This window comes from Sphingobium sp. SG1 (assembly GCF_057063145.1).
On the sequence record NZ_JBVVOJ010000001.1, the window covers coordinates 489,067 to 505,321 of the forward strand.

Here is a 16,255-nt window from a genome sequence, read left to right on the forward strand (position 1 = left end):
CCCCTACGCAAACGCGATGGGAAAACTGAGTTACGCGCCGGGCGTTCGTCGTATTATCGTCGCACGAGACCAAAGCCATCGCTGCGACCAGCATGAGAACCGTGCGCATCAGCCCTGATCCTCCCAAACAACGACTTCATCGGGCTTGTTGGCCTTGTCATCGCATTTGCCGACCTCGACGACGCGCGCGCTGTCACTCCCCAGATAGGCCCGACCGTCGACCCCTTTATAAATCCGACCAGTGATGACGTAACGGACGCCCTTGAGGCACATCGGTGTCGCAAATTCAGCGACTGGAGCATTGCAACCGGCGAGCAGCGCCATCGGCGCGAGCAAAATCAGCTTCTTCATAATGTGTCCCTCAAATATGCCTTGGATATATTTGAGGGATAGAGATCGATGCAATTTAATTCTGCGAGTGAGCCGCCCGGTAAACTTGTCGTAGATCACGAAGCTGCGAAATGTCGTGGACGACATATTCCATCTGACCGTCGCCGTTATAATCACCGCCCAAAAATGCGATGATGTTCGCCCCGGCACTACGCGCATATTGCTGAAGCAAGGGCACCAGCGGGTCCATCCGCTCATGATCCATACTCACTTCATCGAATGGCTCGTCCCCGGTGATGAGCGCGGACACAGCAGAAATCATGCTGTCATTGAAAAAGCGGTGGCCATGCACGGCCTGACGATAGACCTCAGCAAACTCATCCTCATCCATGCGGGCATAATGACGGCGAAACTGCTCGAAGCGAGCATCGCTAAAGTGCATCACCGTGCCGGGATCATATTCAAAGGCGTCGACATTCGCGATCTCATCATCGGCGTAAGACAGGGCGTGGCCGATATAATCGGTCATGAACACGTCGTTCCCCACAGCGCCATCGAAGTGACCGCGATAGAGGATGTCGAGATATGCGCTGTCGAGAGATCGGATGAAAGTGTCTTCGCTATCATAGAAGCGGGCACGCTCTTCGGCCGGGGTAGTGGGGGACGGCGCTGCGGCCTCGACGATGGTGATGAACTCTCTCATCGGATATTTATTAAAGTTTGGCGCGCCCGGAGGGACTCGAACCCCCAACCCCAGACTTAGAAGGTCCGTGCTACTTTCCAGTTGAGCTACGGGCGCGCATTGGTGGTCTCGCCGGGAGTCAAACCCGGAGCCTCAGCCTTCGGAGGGCTGCGCTCTGTTCAGTTGAGCTACGAGACCGGCGTGAAATCGATGAACTAACGAAATCGAGACCGAATGTCACTAGAATAAAGAGCAACCTCGATATCTTTTAGACCCTCTTTCGAAACTTCTCTGAAAGCATCGATACAGTCGAAATTCAGAATTATGACTTCGCCAACCTTATCCCATCCGTCCACGATATATGCGACATCACCTTTAGCGCAAAGATAGGCGATAAGATCGGTGAAATCTTCCATATCGGAAGTGAGTCTCTGAAACTGACACAAACTCAAGCCGATGATTTTAGCTTCAGGATGTAGCGCTACTTCATAAACATGAGCGCCGAAGCCAGCACATGTCGCCGGACGCGTCGAACACCACAGTCCCAACACACCATTGTCGTGCCACCGGCTCCATTCCCGCGCCTCGAAAATCTTCTGGCGACAAGGAAAGTCGAACTGCTTCGGCGACACATGATAAAGGGTATGGGGCTCGAATTCGAGGTCATCAAATATGTCTATCATGCCTCGACGCTAGGGAGGCGCAATCTTCGGTTTCAATAAATATCAGATGCGCAATTTCATCAACATCATCACTGAAGCTGACATCGGAACGCGCTTCCCAAAAGCCTCCGCCCGGATCACGTATGATGAAGACGGTGGAGAAGCCGACGTGTTCGTTCGACCCTCGGCCGGAACCATATTGAAGTGTATCGGCGGCTTTGATGCCCGCGCGCTCATTTACGAAGATGGCACGCTCATCGTCTGGCACCAGAATGACATGTATCATCGGGACGTCTATGAAAACCCGGTCACCCAGCGCCCCGGAGATTTCCTCACCCTAATGCTGCACAAGCCGGGTAGGTTCGATGCCTGTGTTGCAGTGAAAGGAGGGGACGAAGAGCCCGAACCTTTTACGGACGAAAAATGGCTGGCGATCTTCCACCGCAATCGAGCCCTGTCGGAAATCTACGGTGAGGGGTTCGAGGTTGAAACCTATAATTGGTGGTAGATGGTGGACCCGATGGGCTGCGTTACCCATATCCGTGACGGCCAATTCCACGAGCGGTCCCGTGGGGCAATGTCTGCTCTGATCGCTTTGAGCTACAGGCCCGAAATATTCCATTGTCCTGCATGCAATTCACGATGGCACCGACAGCACAACAGAATACATTTGTCTAATTCAGCTTTGATTTTGTCATCGAAAACCAATCCTCTGGATTGACCTATACCAAAGTCTTTCTGAGTGGGGTCCATATGATGAAAATCAAGCGCATCATTGCAGGACGAGTAGGAACAGCGTTTACACTCCCCGCCTTTATAATCGACGCATTGCTGTTTCAGAGACGCACGACGTTCTCTTGACTCGTCCGCCGTGCAGGGTTTGCAGTATGGAGACGGTGCAGATTTATGCCTACGTTCGTAAAATTCTGCGCGCGGTTTACAATGGCCACAGCGAGGACAAGTTACCTCAGATTGTTTCCGGGTCCTACGAATTTCCAAGGTGGAAATTCCTGCGCGGTTTATGTGGTGCTTGACTGTAGTTTTGGATTTACCAACCGCAGTAGAGATGGAAGCAATCGTATGGCCTTCCAGCGCCATTGCAATAATAGTTTCTTTCACCCGGTATTTAGCACAATCAAACTGGGCTATTACCGAAATGAAAAATGGTGCTGCTGGAGCGATTCGAACGCCCGACCTACGGATTCGTAGTCCGTTGCTCTATCCAACTGAGCTACAGCAGCACACTTTTTCTCGCCGCATCTCTGCGGTGCAGGGCCACTAGCAGCGCCCTACCCTCCCCGCAAGCGAAAAATGCCATCCGCTACATGGCATCCGATATTCCCTCCTTATGAGTGCGACCTCGGACAACGGTGCTCGCGCGGGCCTACAGGGATTGTCGCCCCTGCCCCATATTTTACGACCCTGAGGCTGATACAGGGTCGGATGGGACACGGGGTCCAACCTGCTTCATATTTCATGACCCTGAGGCGTAAGCAGGGTCAAATCTGGTCAGGGTTTCCACCTGATGCACCGGGGAGATTGCCGCCTCCTTCCGGCTCTTTCCCGTTCCGCTCGCGATCGGTCAGGGACATTCTTATTTATGGAGCCGCGAACAGGACTCGAACCTGCATTTGGGTGTTATCCCTCACTCCAGTTAGCTTAATCGGCGTTCGTAGCGCCGTTGCGTATCGCGGCCTGCGTTATGCGTTGATGAGATTGCTCTCGATAAAGGCCTTCACCGCGCCGGGCTCAATTCCCGGCATGGGAAACTCGTAGCGATCTTCGCTGTCGAGCATTGCCTGATATTCCTCTTCGGTGAGACGCTCCACCACTCGATAGGACGTGCTATGACGTCCGCCCTGTGGGTCGTAGATCGTCACGTCGACACCGTTGGTCTTCCATTGCCAGACCTGATCCCCAATGTGGAACGGCCGGGCGTCGCCGCGCAGTTTAGGTTGGGAATGGCGTGGATCGTCTCCACGGGTCTTGTGTTTTTTGTCAGGCATGCCGATCTCCTTGAAAATAGTTTAGTTGGCTCTGATGGCAGGACTCGAACCTGCACGCTTTCGCACCAAGGTAACAGCTTGGCGGGTCTACCAATTCCCCCACATCAGAACACTAAGGGTAGATCACATGTTGGCTCTGATGGCAGGACTCGAACCTGCATGCTTTCGCGGTCGGGTAACAACCGACTGGGTCTGCCAATTCCCCCACATCAGAGCGAACATGTGAACTCGGTGAGACACACCGGACGACAAGGTTCGAGGCAATTCTGCGTCCATCCCTTGCAACCGTCAGCACCATCTGGTGAGCCGCTCTACTTTTGAGCTACGCCCGGTGCATCCCACCTATTTGTTTGCGGGTTCATCACCCACCGCCTTGCGCTTAACGTGCGCCTACGGAGCTTTTACCGACATCTCAGGTCAATATCTCGTATCGGGCCGGTGAGGTATCCAGCCGTGGGCTTCAGACCCCGTGCTCCCCATTCTCCGTTTGTGGTCTCTTCCCCGGTCTGCCTCGATCGTCGCCACCCATGACCGGTTCATGAGCTTTGTCGACTGAGGCTCCTTCCAACCAAGGCCTAACCACTCGCCTTTGCGTCTTTCCTTACCCGATGACTAATCCTAATCGAACTGACTAATGATTAGTCAACATTTATTTCAGATCATCCCCAATATTATTGTGGCTCACATTTGCCACCGACTCGAAGAAACCACCATCAAACCGATAATCCGTCACTCTAAGCTCGTGATCGACGTTACCCGTTCCAGATGCATACAACCTTATTGGGTAATCCGCATCGAGCAGAAACTTCAATTGCCGACCCATCGGGGTATCCAATGGTCTGACCTTCACAGTCAGCACACCATCGGAGATTTGCGGATCATAGATCGTGGCGCACATACGGTTGGCTGACATACCGGTCCCCCAAACGTCGAACGCAGGCGCTCCCAACTGGACCATATGGTTAATCTGCGCCTCTAACGATCTCCGCACTGTTTCCAGTGCTTCCACTGGATAGGTCCGTCCGGCGACCGTTACCGTATCTGTGCGAAGCAGTTCCCAGCGATAATCCGGGTGGACCTTGTTCAGGGGCTCCAAAATTTCCTCACTCATCAGTATCCGTTCGCTTTCAGCACATGACCCAAGAATATCAGGCCTTGACCGATCAGCATGATTACAAGTCCCGTTTCGGCTCCCCAATCTTTCGGCCATTTCATTTCGACTGCTTTTCAGCCTTTCCCAGCCGTTCCGAAAGTTCGCCTGCATTGACCCACTTGCTGACCGTGTCATTTCGCACCACGGCGAAAGTCACAACGAACCGGTTCTCCGGGGCACCATCCACTCGTATCGCTTCTCGCGATACGAGCCGGTGAACATAGATATCGCCATCGAGCTTTGCGAAGGCTTCGCCAATCTCTGCGATGCTATCGGCGACCCGGTTTTCGCATTCGAACAGATCGTTACTGCCACGAGGCCGAAAGACAATGCTGTCGACATATCCTCGAACGTGCGGCGCGATATGTTCTTCAGCACCATCGATATCGCTGGTCGGAATCTTCAGGCGAAGGCTCTGCCAGTTCCGCCACTCGTTGAAATCCATCATGTCTCAGCCCGCCTTGTTCTTGAGCAGGCGATGCAGCTTCACAGTAGCCATTCCAGCCACAATGACCATCATACCGATAGCGGCATATCGCAGCCAACCGTCGCAGCCCCATGCGAGCAAGCCAAGGGGAGCCATGAGGAAAAGATGATCGCCCAGAGCGTCGCGATCGGCCGCCCGCTGCCACTTGTCGTAATTACTCATCGCTTGCCCGACGAAGGAAAGAAGGAGCACTTCCTCAGACCTTCGATGCCACCCACGGCAGCAATCGCGGCGTGGACCGCTTTATGAATGGCCCAATACATGCGTTCGTCTTGTTCCTTCGTCATGTTCCCTCTCTCAAATTTCTTCGTTAATCGACCGCTTGACATCGAAGGGCGCTCGGTCGATCGAAAAACAAACATCGTCTGGTAGACGAACATACGTCCGCATGTTCTTCTCGTCACCTACGATGCCTAGAACATGGATAGGATTGACGTAGACCTGCTCGCCGTCGTCATCTTCGCCAATATATACAAGTGCTTTCATGAAATTGCATTCCTCAAATCAGAACCCAACCTTACGGATGCTGATCAGAAGAGTGCAATATTATTCGATTGGGCGCAGTTTTCCCTGAGCCCTATTGCTCAAGTGGACTGCACCCAATCCAATTCATCGATCTCACAATGTCAAAGAGCCCACCGATCGCCGTCGTCGCCCGAGGGGACTCAAACCGATCAGTGAAGCGAGCAACGCTCGCGCAAATCGTCAAAAACCAAAGGATTGCTCCGATGGTGCTATGCTTGTGGGATTTTGGGTAACAATGTGGGGACATCGCATGTCCCGATTTTTGCGCCCTAACCCAAGGGCGCACAGCAACACCCCGGTCAGATGACCCGATTATTTCGGCGGTTGTTGCGGTTGTTTCTCATGCTTTTATTTATACCGAATGTGTTTTTCAGAAGTCAATAACGAAAAAAACGCATCAAATCGCGTAACTGGTGTCGCAATTGCGGTTGCCAATGGTGCGTTCGACAAATTCGGCGAGTTCATTCGTCCGAAATGGCTTAGGCAACACAGGATAGTCGGCGATGGCATTTTCGTCAGCAAAACCGGTCATGATGCCGAAGCAGATACCGGGGTGCATTTGCTTGATCGCCTTCACCACGTCTGCGCCGGTCATATATGGCATGACGTAATCGAGAAGAACGAGATCGGGCTTGGGATGTTCTTTGAGCAGGGTGAGCGCTTGCACGCCATCCTCGGCCGTTTCCACTTCATAACCCAAGGATATCAGATGAGCTTCCACGGACATGCGGACGGCTGGGTTATCATCGACGACCAGCACCGTGCGTTTATCGCCATATTCGGGGAGGAAGAATTCCTTCTGCGCTGACGGCATTTGCGACCCGGTATCCTCGATGAGCGGGAAACCGACAACGACGGTTGTTCCATTCGGACCGGTTTCGGGGATATGGGCATATCCGTTCATCTGCCGCGCGACCCCATAGACCATTGATAGACCAAGGCCGGTGCCCTTCCCCTGATCCTTGGTGGTGAAGAATGGATCGAACACGCGGTCGCGATGCTCGTCAGCAATACCCGTCCCGGTATCGATCACCTTGATCTCAAGATAGCGCCCAGTTGGTACAAGCGAGCATTCGACATCGACTTCATGCACGACGATATTGATGCTGCCACCATTTGGCATAGCGTCACACGCATTGAGCACGAGATTGAGGATGACCATCTCCAGTTGCACTGGATCGACCAGCGCAAACCCACGAGAGCTATCTTCGACCGTGATGTAGATCGAGCCGATGTAGCTCTTTAGAAGAGGGCAGAGGTTACGCACCAACAGGCCTAACCGAACTTCCTGAACTTCTTGTGGTTTTACGCGCGAGAACGCCAAAAGCTGCTTCACCAACCCCGCGCCTTTCTCGACCCCGCGCAGACCACCATCGGCCCATTCACGAACGTTTGGGCTTTCCGGGTGGAGTTGGATCATTTCCAGATGACCGGAAATACCCTGAAGGAGATTATTGAAGTCGTGTGAGATACCGCCCGTAAGCCGCCCGATTGCTTCCATTTTCTGGGATTGGCGCAGGGCGCGTTCTGCGATCTCGCGTTCTTTGTTGCTGATCTCCAATTCGGATTGGAGGTGGCTCACCGTGCGGTCGATCTGGCCGATCATTTTCTGTATGAGAGGCCAGAACAACATGGCGATCCCCACCATAGCGAGGTTCCAAGCCCATTTCCGCGCCACTTCGATCGTGTCATTCTCGACCCACAGCGTATAGATGGCCAGCACCCGCGAGAAACCGCAGATCAGGACGAGACCGACAAAAACTCTGAACAACCAGCTATGACGAATGGCGCGCTGGTCACGCGTGGCTCGAAACACTGCCACCGAGAGGGAAATGAAAGCCAATCCACCGACGATATCGGGAACGGAATGCCCCCATATGAGGTGACTGAGCCCGCTAACCACGCCGAAATGATCAGCCGCATCCATTGCGTCCTGATCGGTATATTTGAGGAAATCCCACATTGCGCGGCCCTATACCGACACGCGGTTGGCTAATCCAGCATTTCGGATGCCCATTAGGCAACCACATGAAGTGATTGATATATTATTGCATCACGGGAATGCGGGTCGTCACGGTGGGCTCAATCCCCACGACGGGCGCAAAATGCGTCACCGCGTCGAGGTCGATGATCACCCCCGAACCGTCGGGGTTGGCAATCGCTTTGATTCCCAGCCGAAAGAGCAGATGACGCGGACGATATTGAAGGCACCCGGTATGATCGTGCGTCACATCCTCGTCGGCTACGGACAGACAATAGACCTGACCGTAAACGGCAGCGGCTTCAGCCGTGGGAAGAACATGCAGACCACGGGGATGCTGTGCGGAATCCGCGTGCTCCGCGATCGCGGCGTAGTCGGGCCAGTCGAGATCGTGGACGCTACCATGGTAGAGGATCATCAAATCGTTCCTGTCGAATTTCTTCTGCCAATGCCCCCGCTACACCATTATGCAGAGGGGTTCTAGGCTGCCAAACGCTTCTGGCGGCATTCAGGTCCAAAACCGGACAAAATACTTTCCGGATCGGTGAGGGGGCGCTGACAGCGAGCGCAGCGGCCTTCATGCCAGAATTCGATTGTGTCGGGGATACGATTGGCGCGGATACGGTCCCACAACCAATTGAACACCGCAATGCGGTCATCATCGCGCCCGAAGAAACTGCGATGGCTATAGGAGAAAGCAGTGGTGGGAGTGATCGACCCGATGAATTCATATCCATCGCCACCCGCGCGCGGGCCGGACCGAACCGACACATAATAGAGATTGGGATTGTCGGACTTGCGAGGCTTGCGCACCCGATAGGTAATCCGCCGACCGGTCTTTGCCGATACGACAGTGAAGCGCGAATTCCCGCCGACGACAATATGGCGTGCGTCAGACCCATTCTTGATCAGGTGCGTGCTCATAGCGATCTCCATCAAATGCGGGGATCAATATACCACGTTTTATTATTACTTCAAGTGCGTCCCAACTTCATCGGAGTATTGACCCAAACTCGGAACTCCTCGATCAGCGCATCGATGTCCTTGGGTTCCGGCTTCGCCTGACGGCGGCGGTCCTTTTCGGTATCGTGTCCGCGTTCAATCGACAGCTTGATGCCATCGAGCGTGAGCCATTGATAACCTTCATAACGTTCAGCCAGATCGGCATCGACGAGTTCGTCACGGCCGGTCTTGGAGCAGACATCACCGTCGAAGGTAGGGCCATGGAGGAAAAGCTGGAGCAGCACTTCATCGGCTGCACTGGATAATTCTGTCATGCGGCATGATACCGCATGGAAGATCGAAAGATCAAAATTAACTGGAGGGCCGGGTGGGACTTTCACCCACATTCTCCACCCTTGCAAGGTGACGTTTTTTCAACCCACCGACCCGTGAGTTATTGGAGACGGCAGCGGGATTCGAACCCGCGATGAGTTTCCTGCGAGATTTGCAATCTCGTGCCTTCAACCACTCGGCCACACCGTCATTGGTGCACTTTAACGTCGTGCCCGACGTCCACTATAAATCCGCTAGACCCGGATACATTGCGATGGAGCAGATCATGGGGATATGCGCCATCTGGGCGCATGAAGGCACCCAGCGTTAGTTAACGCGACAGAGACAGGAGAAAGATGTTTTCGTGTCCATGCCCCTATTTAGTCCGGTGGCATCGTCGCGGTCAATAACTATTTCTTTCTAAGGATCATTCCGTGGCCGGAAATCGTTTCCGCCCCTGTCATCTCCTTAAAGGCTTTCAAGATCGCTGCCTCGTCGGGGAAGTGTTTGGCTCCATCCATTCTGAGGCCGATCTCGAAATGATACCAGTCGCCTTCCGGTGCCATTGGCCGAACGTCATCCTCGATTGTATCGGGGGCATCAAAATCGATGCCATGCTTCTCGCAAAAACCTCTGATACGCTCGATATAATAGCTCTCACCGAGAATATGCGGCCGGTATACCTTCTCCCATATCCATTGAGGCGCGGGATGTGTAGCGATCGTGATCATATTATGGGCTTCGCTCGAAGTATCGAGAATAAGCACTTCACAATCCAAATATGGGAACGACCGTTTATCGATCAAACCAACTGCAAAATCACGCCGGGTGTAAGTCTTGTGGTTCCAAATATACTGTTCGCTGATTTCTAGCGAGCGTGCCATGTCGTAAAGTTTAGGGCCGAACAGATGAAGATGGTTCTTGAATGCACCCTTGGTCCAAATCTTTGGTAACTTGCCCCAAGAAGGCCCATGGCCGCCACGGCTGAACAATCCGTCCGACTTGCGACGAATAGCATAGGCGTATCCGTTCGACTTCTTCGCAATCTTGATAATTTCGCTCATTGGTGGAGCGTAGAATGTGCGCCTGATCGCGATCCATATTAAAATGCGGGGTAAACTATACCGGCTCCCGCTTCCAGATCATCACATACATGGGTCATGCATATGATGTCGCCTCCACACCACTCGTCCCTGTCCGGAACAGGAAAGCCAAGGCAGGTGTCGCCTGAAAGAATATATTACCCAACCTCGATACCATCGGTCAATTTATACCAAAGGCATCATCAGCGGACATGAGCCTCCCTTTGGTGACCGTCAAGCACACGCGCGCCTCCGGGACGAACAGCCACTGCCCTCCCCTCGCCTTGCACTCTGCGGCCGTCACCGTAGACACGCCGGTTGGATTGATCGCCACCAGCGCGGCGATCACTATTGTCTGCATCCCAGTCATAAAACCCCCGTTTCGTGATTGCTGATCGCTATTCGCGGTCGATCGGATTGTCGTCAGCCATCCTGTCGGGCCAATACATCTGCGCTGCGACCCGAAGAGCAACCAGCCCCGCGCCGATTGACGCGCAAATAAGTGTCCCGATCCATCCATGCGGCGGCGATGCCAGCAGCAGGCCTAAGCCGATACCGATGGTCAGAATGCGTTGCTCGCGGATGTTGTCCCGGAGATCGAATATCGGCTTACGCTTCGACATGGTTGTTCGCTTTCTCCCGCCGCACGCGCGCGGCGATCATCTGGGTCTGTGGGGTAGCGTCACAGGTCGGGCATTCCCGGCGCTCGTGCGCGCGCGTGGTGGTCACCAGACTGGTGCAGCAGGGACATTCATACCCGTTCATAGGACGTTCCGATCCGTTTGATGATGTCGTCAGAAGGCCGATCCGGCTTATTCTTCCACACGACCGGTCGGCATTTCATCGCCCCGTTCGCTGAGAAAGTATGCCAGTCGGTGTCGCGATATTGGATTGCCTCTGCGACCACTTCGAACCGATCGCAATAGACCAGCACCAAGCGATCGAATGGCGCGGTGCTCATCGGCTGCCAGTCATCGTCGACCGCGACACGATCGCCTTCGAGCAATGGCCGAAGGTCGGAAGGACGGAGGCGCACCATCGAGCTACCGGCGACGTGACCGATCGTGGAGAAGCCCGGAATCACGGACGCAATCCCGACAGCACCACGTTGGAGAATGGGTTGCGATCCCGTGTAGACGACATGCTCACCATCAACGATGGGTCGGTCGCGCTCGAAGTGTGCCTTCATGGCCGTTCTACCTTGAGACGCCCGATCTGACGGCGGAGCGCTCGCTTGCTAATGTTCATATCGACCGTTCGCTCCACATGCCTCCACAACCAGCGGACGGTAAGGCGCGGGAAATAGCGCAGCAGAAGGTTCTTGGACCGAAGCCTGCTGACACGAGGTTTATGCTGCCGCCAGCGCATTCTAGCCACGACGGTTGGCCTCCTTGAGTTTTTGCTGCGCCTTCGACATGCAATCGGCGTGTGCGTATCGGTTGCCCGGTTCACCACCCAATTCCTCGACGATGCGCATGACGAACCCAGTGCCGCCGATCTGCTTACAAAAAGCGCAACGGCGGCCGGGCGTGGAAGGATTGGCGCGCTTCATGTCAGCGATTCTTGAACTTGAGACGAGCCAGCCGCATCTTGTTTTCCCCGGACTGCTCGATCCGCTGACGATGCTCAGCGCTGCCATGATAGCCGGTCGTCTTGCAATGGCCGATCATACGGGGCGCAGTGCCACTGAAGCGACAGCACCAGCGGTCATATCCGCCCTGCTTGATCCCGCCCGTGTGGAGGCTGGGGCACGGTTTGCAATCGGCCGGGATAGCGTTCTTCGCCATCGTCAATCCTCCAGTGGGACGTATTCGCCGATCATCGACCGCTCACCAGTCGTCTCGTCGAACGTGCAGCGATAGGGCTGGTTCGGGCTATCGATGCGATCCCAGTGCGTGAAATCGATCGCACAAGGCTCGCAATAATAGAGGCGACCATCGGTCGTCATATGGTCGCGCATATAATATTGGCGACGACCGGCGAGTGGAGCCTGACAGGCCGTGCGATTACACGAACCATCCTTCTTGCCCTTGTCAGCGTTGAGCGTGGTGCGCCCCCAGTCCTTACGGTTTGCGTCGGCGATCGCGGCGAACCGTAATTTGCCTTCTTCGGCGAGGCGCAGCGCAGTGGCGCGATTGACTGCCCGCTTGGGGCGCTTACCCAGCTTCATAAAATAACCCCTTCTAAAATAGGTTCTCTACAGGAAATTCTTATCAAATTTCTCCGGACCGGGGCGGCTCTCTTTCGGCATATCGCCGATCATCCGCCACTGCTCCACCGGTGCAGTGAGCATGATGAAATCATCCACCATGTCGACGCACCAGTCATGTACCAGATTGCAGGCCCGACGATCCCCGCCCATTGCCGCTTGAAGGAGCACGCACGCGACTTCCTTGCGCGAAGGGCTGTAGAGGGCGCGGATCATGTCAGTCATATTCGCCTCACGTCATATCTGAATAAGCTGCGCGGCACCGCCGCATTCGGTCGGATGTCCAAGACATCCAAGTCTTCGAGAGGATGGACATCAGGATATCGATCTCTCTTTGGGAGAAACCACCCACCGAATCTTCATCCTCAGTATCGAGGCCATTCCGCATATGCTCGATCGTATCGTTGATAAGGTCTCGCGCGATCTGCGGTCGTTTCGTGCAGATTTCGAGCCATACCCGATAATCGTCCCATCCGCGACGCCACTTCACCAGCCAGACCAGTGGGGTCAACCAGAAAGCACCTCTTGGGATCAGCATCAGACCCTCCGCCTTGATCGCAGCAGCAATGTTAGCCACCTGCTCTGACGACCTCTCTGCCATCAGCATTTTCGACAGGAACCAGACGTCCCCCCGATCATTCGCTCTTGGTCCCTCAGACATTTTCATACTCCATCATATGGCTCTCTCAAATGAGCGGCTACGCTAGAGCAAAATGGAAGCGAGACGAAATTAAATCGCGCTTTCGATCAAACCCGTCATTGATTTCCCGTCGATACCAATTTTTATTAATCAGTCACCCGACTTTTCGACTGCGCTGACGATCATGACAAGAGTGGCATTCCTAAATGACTTCATTGTCGCGACATCGGGGCGGCGGGTTGACCAGCCGGTATCGAACTCAATGCCATCGTCGCAGCGCCAGACCTGTGTATACCAGACGGTCATTCCACCACTCCCGTTTCACACTGCCGCTCCAAACGGTCGATATCCCGATCGAGGCGAGCACGTTCCGTATACAGCTTGGAGAGCTTCTCTTTTGCAAGAAGCTTGTTCTTCCGCTGATAGAAAGCGTTGGCGAACTCTGTACCGAACAGATCGTGAAGGGTCTCAACCCCTTGCTCGTTCAGTGCCTCTTCACCCATGGTTTCATAGGCATCCATTTCGTAGCTGGTCATCTGACCTGCTTCATCGAAACAGTCGAGATGGCGTGCGACGTCGGCAGTGCTCATACCCACCATACCGTAATCTCGTGTGCCGGTCTTGGGATGGACCACCAGATCGAGGTTTCGCGGCGGCACCGTATCCTTGCGCGCTTCGGCCGCAGAGAGCATCATATGCTGCCGTTCATCCGCCACCTTGTTGAGATGTTCTGAGCGCACCCAATACATGTTGCTGCCATCCAACAGGGTACGCAGCAAGCCTCGATTATAGACCTTCCACTCGGTCAATTGCGACGTAGTGGAAAACGGCGGGATATCCTTCTCGGTCACCGTGCCATTGACAATGGCCATCGCCAGATCGATCACGCTCATTGTTTAAAATCCTTGATTGGCCCGACGGGTCTTCCAACCCTTCTTTGCAGCAGCGGCCCGCTTCTTGTCCATTTTGATGCGCGCGGACTGATCCTTGACGAAATAATCATGGCGACGCACGGCAAGGACCGCCGCCTAGACGCCATAACCACGCGCGCGCAGTTGGCGGTAGTATCCACGGCTGAACATCTGAGCCGCTTTTCGTGCTGCAAGTTTCGAAGCCATGTTACTACCTCTCCAACGTCAACCGCAGGTAATCAGCAGCGTCATACAGACCAAGACGGTTTGCGACCTCACGCAAGTCCCGAAGTTGCTCTTCCAGCGAGCGCTGGGTTTGAGAGAACTTCTCGATTGCGTCGAAATCGCGCTCATGCCGGTAGACCTGATTCATGTGGACACCATACTACTTTTTATGATTCAGTCAACCTGACTTCTGCATTATTACCATAAGCGGTCGATTTGCCCCTTCATGACTACCTTACACGCCGCTTTCTTTCCCGTTTCATGGTCGACGACCTGATCATTCTGAAACCGATAGGTGCGGCGCTTATCTCCGCGCATTCCGCTCCCGATCTGACCGGCACGGACGCCATTCTCCTGCGCGTGCGCCTGACCCGCCATTCCCTGATCGAGGAGAGCATCCAGACGTTCGCGGGCGTCCTGTATGTTAGAGGCTTTGGAACGGCTTACCGCGACCTGCTGAAGGCCAGTGGGGAGATGGGTCATCACCACGCTGTTCTGGTGTTTATTCCGATGTTGGCCGCCGCAACCTGTGCCACTGAAGAACCGGATATGATAATCGGCGTCCGATCTGCGCGCATAGGGGCTGTCGGTCTTCTGGTCGCGATCGAGAAGAACGCTTACCGTGACAGTGGACGTGTGAACCCGACCGCGCCGTTCCGTGGGTGGTACCCTCTGAATTCTGTGACCCCCAGCCTCATTGATGAATTCGGGGATGTCCTTCGTCGAGATGGTGATGCTTCCGTCCATCACCTCGACGGTATGCAGTCAATGACGGGCGTCGAGGTAACGCGTGTAGGCGTCGGCGAGATCGCGGACAAACAGCTTGGCATCGGCACCGCCCTCGGCGGCTCGGATTTCAATTTTCATGTCATACTCCTGTGAAAAGGCCTTTTTCCGACTTGCTGAGGTCGGCCCTTCGAACGTTCCCGCTTTTCGATATGCGGCAAAGGGCGAGAGTGGCACGTCCAACTTCCTGTCACCGTCCCAAAGGGACCATCCACCGGCTGGATACTTAGTGCTTTGCCGGTGGTCGATGGCGATGCAGGTCACTACCAACCACTAATCTATTGGAGCAGGCAACGGGGCTCGAACCCGTGTAAACTTTCGCCTCCGGTTTGGAAGACCGGTGCTCTACCAACTGAGCTATACCTGCTTATTGCTGGAGCGGCAGGTGGGCCTCGAACCCACGACCTCAACTTCGGCAAAGTTGCGCTCTACCTCTGAGCTACAACCGCATACCAGCAACAATGAACACACCTCGTCTCTGGTGTGGTGTTCCGTAGAGTTCAGGGAAAGAGAGCCTTAGCTCCAAATGCGCCCGAACCCACCGGGCGCGCAAACACGCCCGTGGTCAGTGACCCCCGGTACCTCCGCCAAAAATGATGCGAGTGTTCTTCATGAGATTATTTATACATGAAGATCGAAACGACGGTCAAATATTATTTTTTCCGGCCTCTTCTTTCTTCATCAACGTCACCAGAACGTTTTCCAGCAGGGTGCGGACTTGATGTGGCATATCCTCTATTGGCGCTCGCGTCGCGTGGAGAGCCCGCAGCGCCTTTGTTCGCAACACCTTGTCTTCGATGCCCCGGAGACCTTTGATCATGTTGATGAACCCCTCCAGCCGCCGCACAATACGTCGCCGCAATCGAACGCCATCCTGACCTTCAATCGCGTTAGCGGAATCGCACAGATACTCCAGAGCCGGAAATGGCTTTCCAAATGCGTCAGGTTGCATTCTGCGCAGTAGCCGGGGATCGGCTGGACCCTCGACATCATATCCACGAAGGACATTCAGCCGTCGGAATTTCTCATCGAACTCGGGAGTGGGTTCATGTCCCAGTTGGCTGTTGCACTGGCGGTGGGCCACAACGCAGTTGAACTGCTTTTTGGACCCACCCGCCTTTCGGCTGAGGTAGTGGCCGAAACTTGCTTGATCAGGCGTGTTAAGGTCTTCACTACCATCCAAATCTTCGTCCATGTAGACGAGAGGAAGATCGCAGAAAAAACATAGATCGCCTTGAAATGATCCAAGGCGTCGAAGCCGCCTCCTCTTTTGAGCACCAGTTTTAGCCATACCCTTAGAT

27 protein-coding genes, 10 tRNA genes and 1 pseudogene are annotated in these 16,255 nt (G+C 54.4%); 1 reads left to right on the forward strand and 37 read right to left on the reverse strand.

What is annotated here, in order from left to right; genetic code table 11:
• Window positions 1-108: 108 nt before the first annotated feature.
• From AC0KVN_RS02910 to AC0KVN_RS02930, 5 genes are all read right to left on the reverse strand, one after another.
• The gene (locus AC0KVN_RS02910) at window positions 109-351 is read right to left on the reverse strand and encodes a hypothetical protein (RefSeq protein ID WP_483655641.1); all 243 of its coding nucleotides are present in this window, start codon (window positions 349-351) and stop codon (window positions 109-111) included.
• A 55-nt stretch (window positions 352-406) separates the two neighbouring features.
• Entirely contained in the window at window positions 407-1,033 is a 627-nt protein-coding gene (locus AC0KVN_RS02915) for a hypothetical protein (RefSeq protein ID WP_483655642.1), read from the reverse strand.
• 18 nt (window positions 1,034-1,051) lie between these two features.
• Window positions 1,052-1,129, reverse strand: a tRNA-Arg gene (locus tag AC0KVN_RS02920).
• A gap of 4 nt (window positions 1,130-1,133) precedes the next feature.
• A tRNA-Arg gene (locus AC0KVN_RS02925) sits at window positions 1,134-1,210 on the reverse strand.
• A 17-nt stretch (window positions 1,211-1,227) separates the two neighbouring features.
• The gene (locus AC0KVN_RS02930; RefSeq protein WP_483655643.1) at window positions 1,228-1,695 is read right to left on the reverse strand and encodes a hypothetical protein; all 468 of its coding nucleotides are present in this window, start codon (window positions 1,693-1,695) and stop codon (window positions 1,228-1,230) included.
• Window positions 1,696-1,741: 46 nt separating this feature from the next.
• On the opposite strand from AC0KVN_RS02930, the gene AC0KVN_RS02935 reads away from it, so the two are divergent.
• Window positions 1,742-2,182: a hypothetical protein gene (locus AC0KVN_RS02935; protein ID WP_483655644.1), complete on the forward strand. Its 441-nt coding sequence runs from the start codon at window positions 1,742-1,744 to the stop codon at window positions 2,180-2,182.
• 656 nt (window positions 2,183-2,838) lie between these two features.
• Here the strand turns inward: AC0KVN_RS02935 and AC0KVN_RS02940 are convergent.
• The 32 genes and pseudogenes from AC0KVN_RS02940 to AC0KVN_RS03095 form a co-directional block, all read right to left on the reverse strand.
• A tRNA-Arg gene (locus tag AC0KVN_RS02940) sits at window positions 2,839-2,915 on the reverse strand.
• Window positions 2,916-3,275: 360 nt separating this feature from the next.
• Window positions 3,276-3,369: transfer RNA gene (locus AC0KVN_RS02945), tRNA-Asn, on the reverse strand.
• A 5-nt stretch (window positions 3,370-3,374) separates the two neighbouring features.
• The gene (locus AC0KVN_RS02950) at window positions 3,375-3,680 is read right to left on the reverse strand and encodes a hypothetical protein (protein ID WP_483655645.1); all 306 of its coding nucleotides are present in this window, start codon (window positions 3,678-3,680) and stop codon (window positions 3,375-3,377) included.
• Window positions 3,681-3,706: 26 nt separating this feature from the next.
• Window positions 3,707-3,789 (reverse strand) — tRNA-Asn (locus AC0KVN_RS02955).
• Between the two features lie 22 nt (window positions 3,790-3,811).
• Window positions 3,812-3,894, reverse strand: a tRNA-Asn gene (locus AC0KVN_RS02960).
• A 435-nt stretch (window positions 3,895-4,329) separates the two neighbouring features.
• Window positions 4,330-4,791, reverse strand: coding sequence for a hypothetical protein (locus AC0KVN_RS02965; RefSeq protein ID WP_483655646.1), 462 nt, complete (start codon window positions 4,789-4,791; stop codon window positions 4,330-4,332).
• A 100-nt stretch (window positions 4,792-4,891) separates the two neighbouring features.
• Window positions 4,892-5,281: a hypothetical protein gene (locus AC0KVN_RS02970; RefSeq protein ID WP_483655647.1), complete on the reverse strand. Its 390-nt coding sequence runs from the start codon at window positions 5,279-5,281 to the stop codon at window positions 4,892-4,894.
• Between the two features lie 3 nt (window positions 5,282-5,284).
• A complete protein-coding gene (locus tag AC0KVN_RS02975) occupies window positions 5,285-5,482 on the reverse strand; it encodes a hypothetical protein (RefSeq protein WP_483655648.1) in 198 nt (65 codons plus the stop codon).
• The gene (locus AC0KVN_RS02980) at window positions 5,479-5,607 is read right to left on the reverse strand and encodes a hypothetical protein (RefSeq protein ID WP_483655649.1); all 129 of its coding nucleotides are present in this window, start codon (window positions 5,605-5,607) and stop codon (window positions 5,479-5,481) included. The genes AC0KVN_RS02975 and AC0KVN_RS02980 overlap by 4 nt, the downstream gene beginning before the upstream one ends.
• A 10-nt stretch (window positions 5,608-5,617) precedes the next feature.
• Complete coding sequence (locus AC0KVN_RS02985; RefSeq protein WP_483655650.1) at window positions 5,618-5,806, reverse strand: hypothetical protein; 189 nt, start codon at window positions 5,804-5,806, stop codon at window positions 5,618-5,620.
• A 436-nt stretch (window positions 5,807-6,242) separates the two neighbouring features.
• Window positions 6,243-7,808 carry an ATP-binding protein gene (locus tag AC0KVN_RS02990; protein WP_483655651.1) on the reverse strand — a complete coding sequence of 522 codons (1,566 nt, stop codon included), beginning with the start codon at window positions 7,806-7,808 and terminating at the stop codon, window positions 6,243-6,245.
• A gap of 82 nt (window positions 7,809-7,890) precedes the next feature.
• Window positions 7,891-8,244, reverse strand: a complete 354-nt coding sequence (locus AC0KVN_RS02995) for a hypothetical protein (RefSeq protein WP_483655652.1) — start codon at window positions 8,242-8,244, stop codon at window positions 7,891-7,893.
• Between the two features lie 62 nt (window positions 8,245-8,306).
• Window positions 8,307-8,750, reverse strand: coding sequence for a DUF6011 domain-containing protein (locus AC0KVN_RS03000; RefSeq protein ID WP_483655653.1), 444 nt, complete (start codon window positions 8,748-8,750; stop codon window positions 8,307-8,309).
• A gap of 50 nt (window positions 8,751-8,800) precedes the next feature.
• Entirely contained in the window at window positions 8,801-9,169 is a 369-nt protein-coding gene (locus AC0KVN_RS03005; RefSeq protein WP_483655654.1) for a hypothetical protein, read from the reverse strand.
• Window positions 9,146-9,217, reverse strand: a tRNA-Cys gene (locus tag AC0KVN_RS03010). The genes AC0KVN_RS03005 and AC0KVN_RS03010 overlap by 24 nt, the downstream gene beginning before the upstream one ends.
• A gap of 9 nt (window positions 9,218-9,226) precedes the next feature.
• A tRNA-Cys gene (locus AC0KVN_RS03015) sits at window positions 9,227-9,311 on the reverse strand.
• 200 nt (window positions 9,312-9,511) lie between these two features.
• On the reverse strand, window positions 9,512-10,165 hold the full coding sequence (locus AC0KVN_RS03020; RefSeq protein WP_483655655.1) for a hypothetical protein: 654 nt from the start codon (window positions 10,163-10,165) through the stop codon (window positions 9,512-9,514).
• 416 nt (window positions 10,166-10,581) lie between these two features.
• Entirely contained in the window at window positions 10,582-10,806 is a 225-nt protein-coding gene (locus AC0KVN_RS03025) for a hypothetical protein (RefSeq protein ID WP_483655656.1), read from the reverse strand.
• A gap of 128 nt (window positions 10,807-10,934) precedes the next feature.
• Window positions 10,935-11,372 (reverse strand): hypothetical protein, encoded by a 438-nt coding sequence (locus tag AC0KVN_RS03030; protein WP_483655657.1) that lies wholly within the window; start codon window positions 11,370-11,372, stop codon window positions 10,935-10,937.
• 180 nt (window positions 11,373-11,552) lie between these two features.
• Window positions 11,553-11,735 carry a hypothetical protein gene (locus AC0KVN_RS03035; RefSeq protein ID WP_483655658.1) on the reverse strand — a complete coding sequence of 61 codons (183 nt, stop codon included), beginning with the start codon at window positions 11,733-11,735 and terminating at the stop codon, window positions 11,553-11,555.
• A gap of 1 nt (window position 11,736) precedes the next feature.
• Window positions 11,737-11,970, reverse strand: coding sequence for a hypothetical protein (locus AC0KVN_RS03040; protein ID WP_483655659.1), 234 nt, complete (start codon window positions 11,968-11,970; stop codon window positions 11,737-11,739).
• Between the two features lie 2 nt (window positions 11,971-11,972).
• Window positions 11,973-12,353 (reverse strand): hypothetical protein, encoded by a 381-nt coding sequence (locus AC0KVN_RS03045; RefSeq protein WP_483655660.1) that lies wholly within the window; start codon window positions 12,351-12,353, stop codon window positions 11,973-11,975.
• A gap of 27 nt (window positions 12,354-12,380) precedes the next feature.
• Window positions 12,381-12,617, reverse strand: coding sequence for a hypothetical protein (locus AC0KVN_RS03050; protein ID WP_483655661.1), 237 nt, complete (start codon window positions 12,615-12,617; stop codon window positions 12,381-12,383).
• Window positions 12,618-12,624: 7 nt separating this feature from the next.
• Window positions 12,625-13,053 (reverse strand): hypothetical protein, encoded by a 429-nt coding sequence (locus AC0KVN_RS03055; protein WP_483655662.1) that lies wholly within the window; start codon window positions 13,051-13,053, stop codon window positions 12,625-12,627.
• Window positions 13,054-13,182: 129 nt separating this feature from the next.
• On the reverse strand, window positions 13,183-13,338 hold the full coding sequence (locus AC0KVN_RS03060; protein ID WP_483655663.1) for a hypothetical protein: 156 nt from the start codon (window positions 13,336-13,338) through the stop codon (window positions 13,183-13,185).
• Window positions 13,335-13,925, reverse strand: a complete 591-nt coding sequence (locus AC0KVN_RS03065) for a hypothetical protein (RefSeq protein WP_483655664.1) — start codon at window positions 13,923-13,925, stop codon at window positions 13,335-13,337. The genes AC0KVN_RS03060 and AC0KVN_RS03065 overlap by 4 nt, the downstream gene beginning before the upstream one ends.
• Before the next feature lie 229 nt (window positions 13,926-14,154).
• Window positions 14,155-14,316, reverse strand: a complete 162-nt coding sequence (locus AC0KVN_RS03070; RefSeq protein WP_483655665.1) for a hypothetical protein — start codon at window positions 14,314-14,316, stop codon at window positions 14,155-14,157.
• Between the two features lie 50 nt (window positions 14,317-14,366).
• Window positions 14,367-14,870, reverse strand: coding sequence for a peptide chain release factor-like protein (locus AC0KVN_RS03075; protein ID WP_483655971.1), 504 nt, complete (start codon window positions 14,868-14,870; stop codon window positions 14,367-14,369).
• Window positions 14,847-15,035, reverse strand: a pseudogene (locus AC0KVN_RS03080) (PCRF domain-containing protein); the annotation flags it as partial. The pseudogene AC0KVN_RS03080 and the gene AC0KVN_RS03075, both read right to left, overlap by 24 nt.
• A gap of 201 nt (window positions 15,036-15,236) precedes the next feature.
• Window positions 15,237-15,321 (reverse strand) — tRNA-Gly (locus AC0KVN_RS03085).
• A 7-nt stretch (window positions 15,322-15,328) separates the two neighbouring features.
• Window positions 15,329-15,403 (reverse strand) — tRNA-Gly (locus tag AC0KVN_RS03090).
• Between the two features lie 197 nt (window positions 15,404-15,600).
• Window positions 15,601-16,245, reverse strand: a complete 645-nt coding sequence (locus AC0KVN_RS03095; protein WP_483655666.1) for a hypothetical protein — start codon at window positions 16,243-16,245, stop codon at window positions 15,601-15,603.
• Window positions 16,246-16,255: the final 10 nt, after the last annotated feature.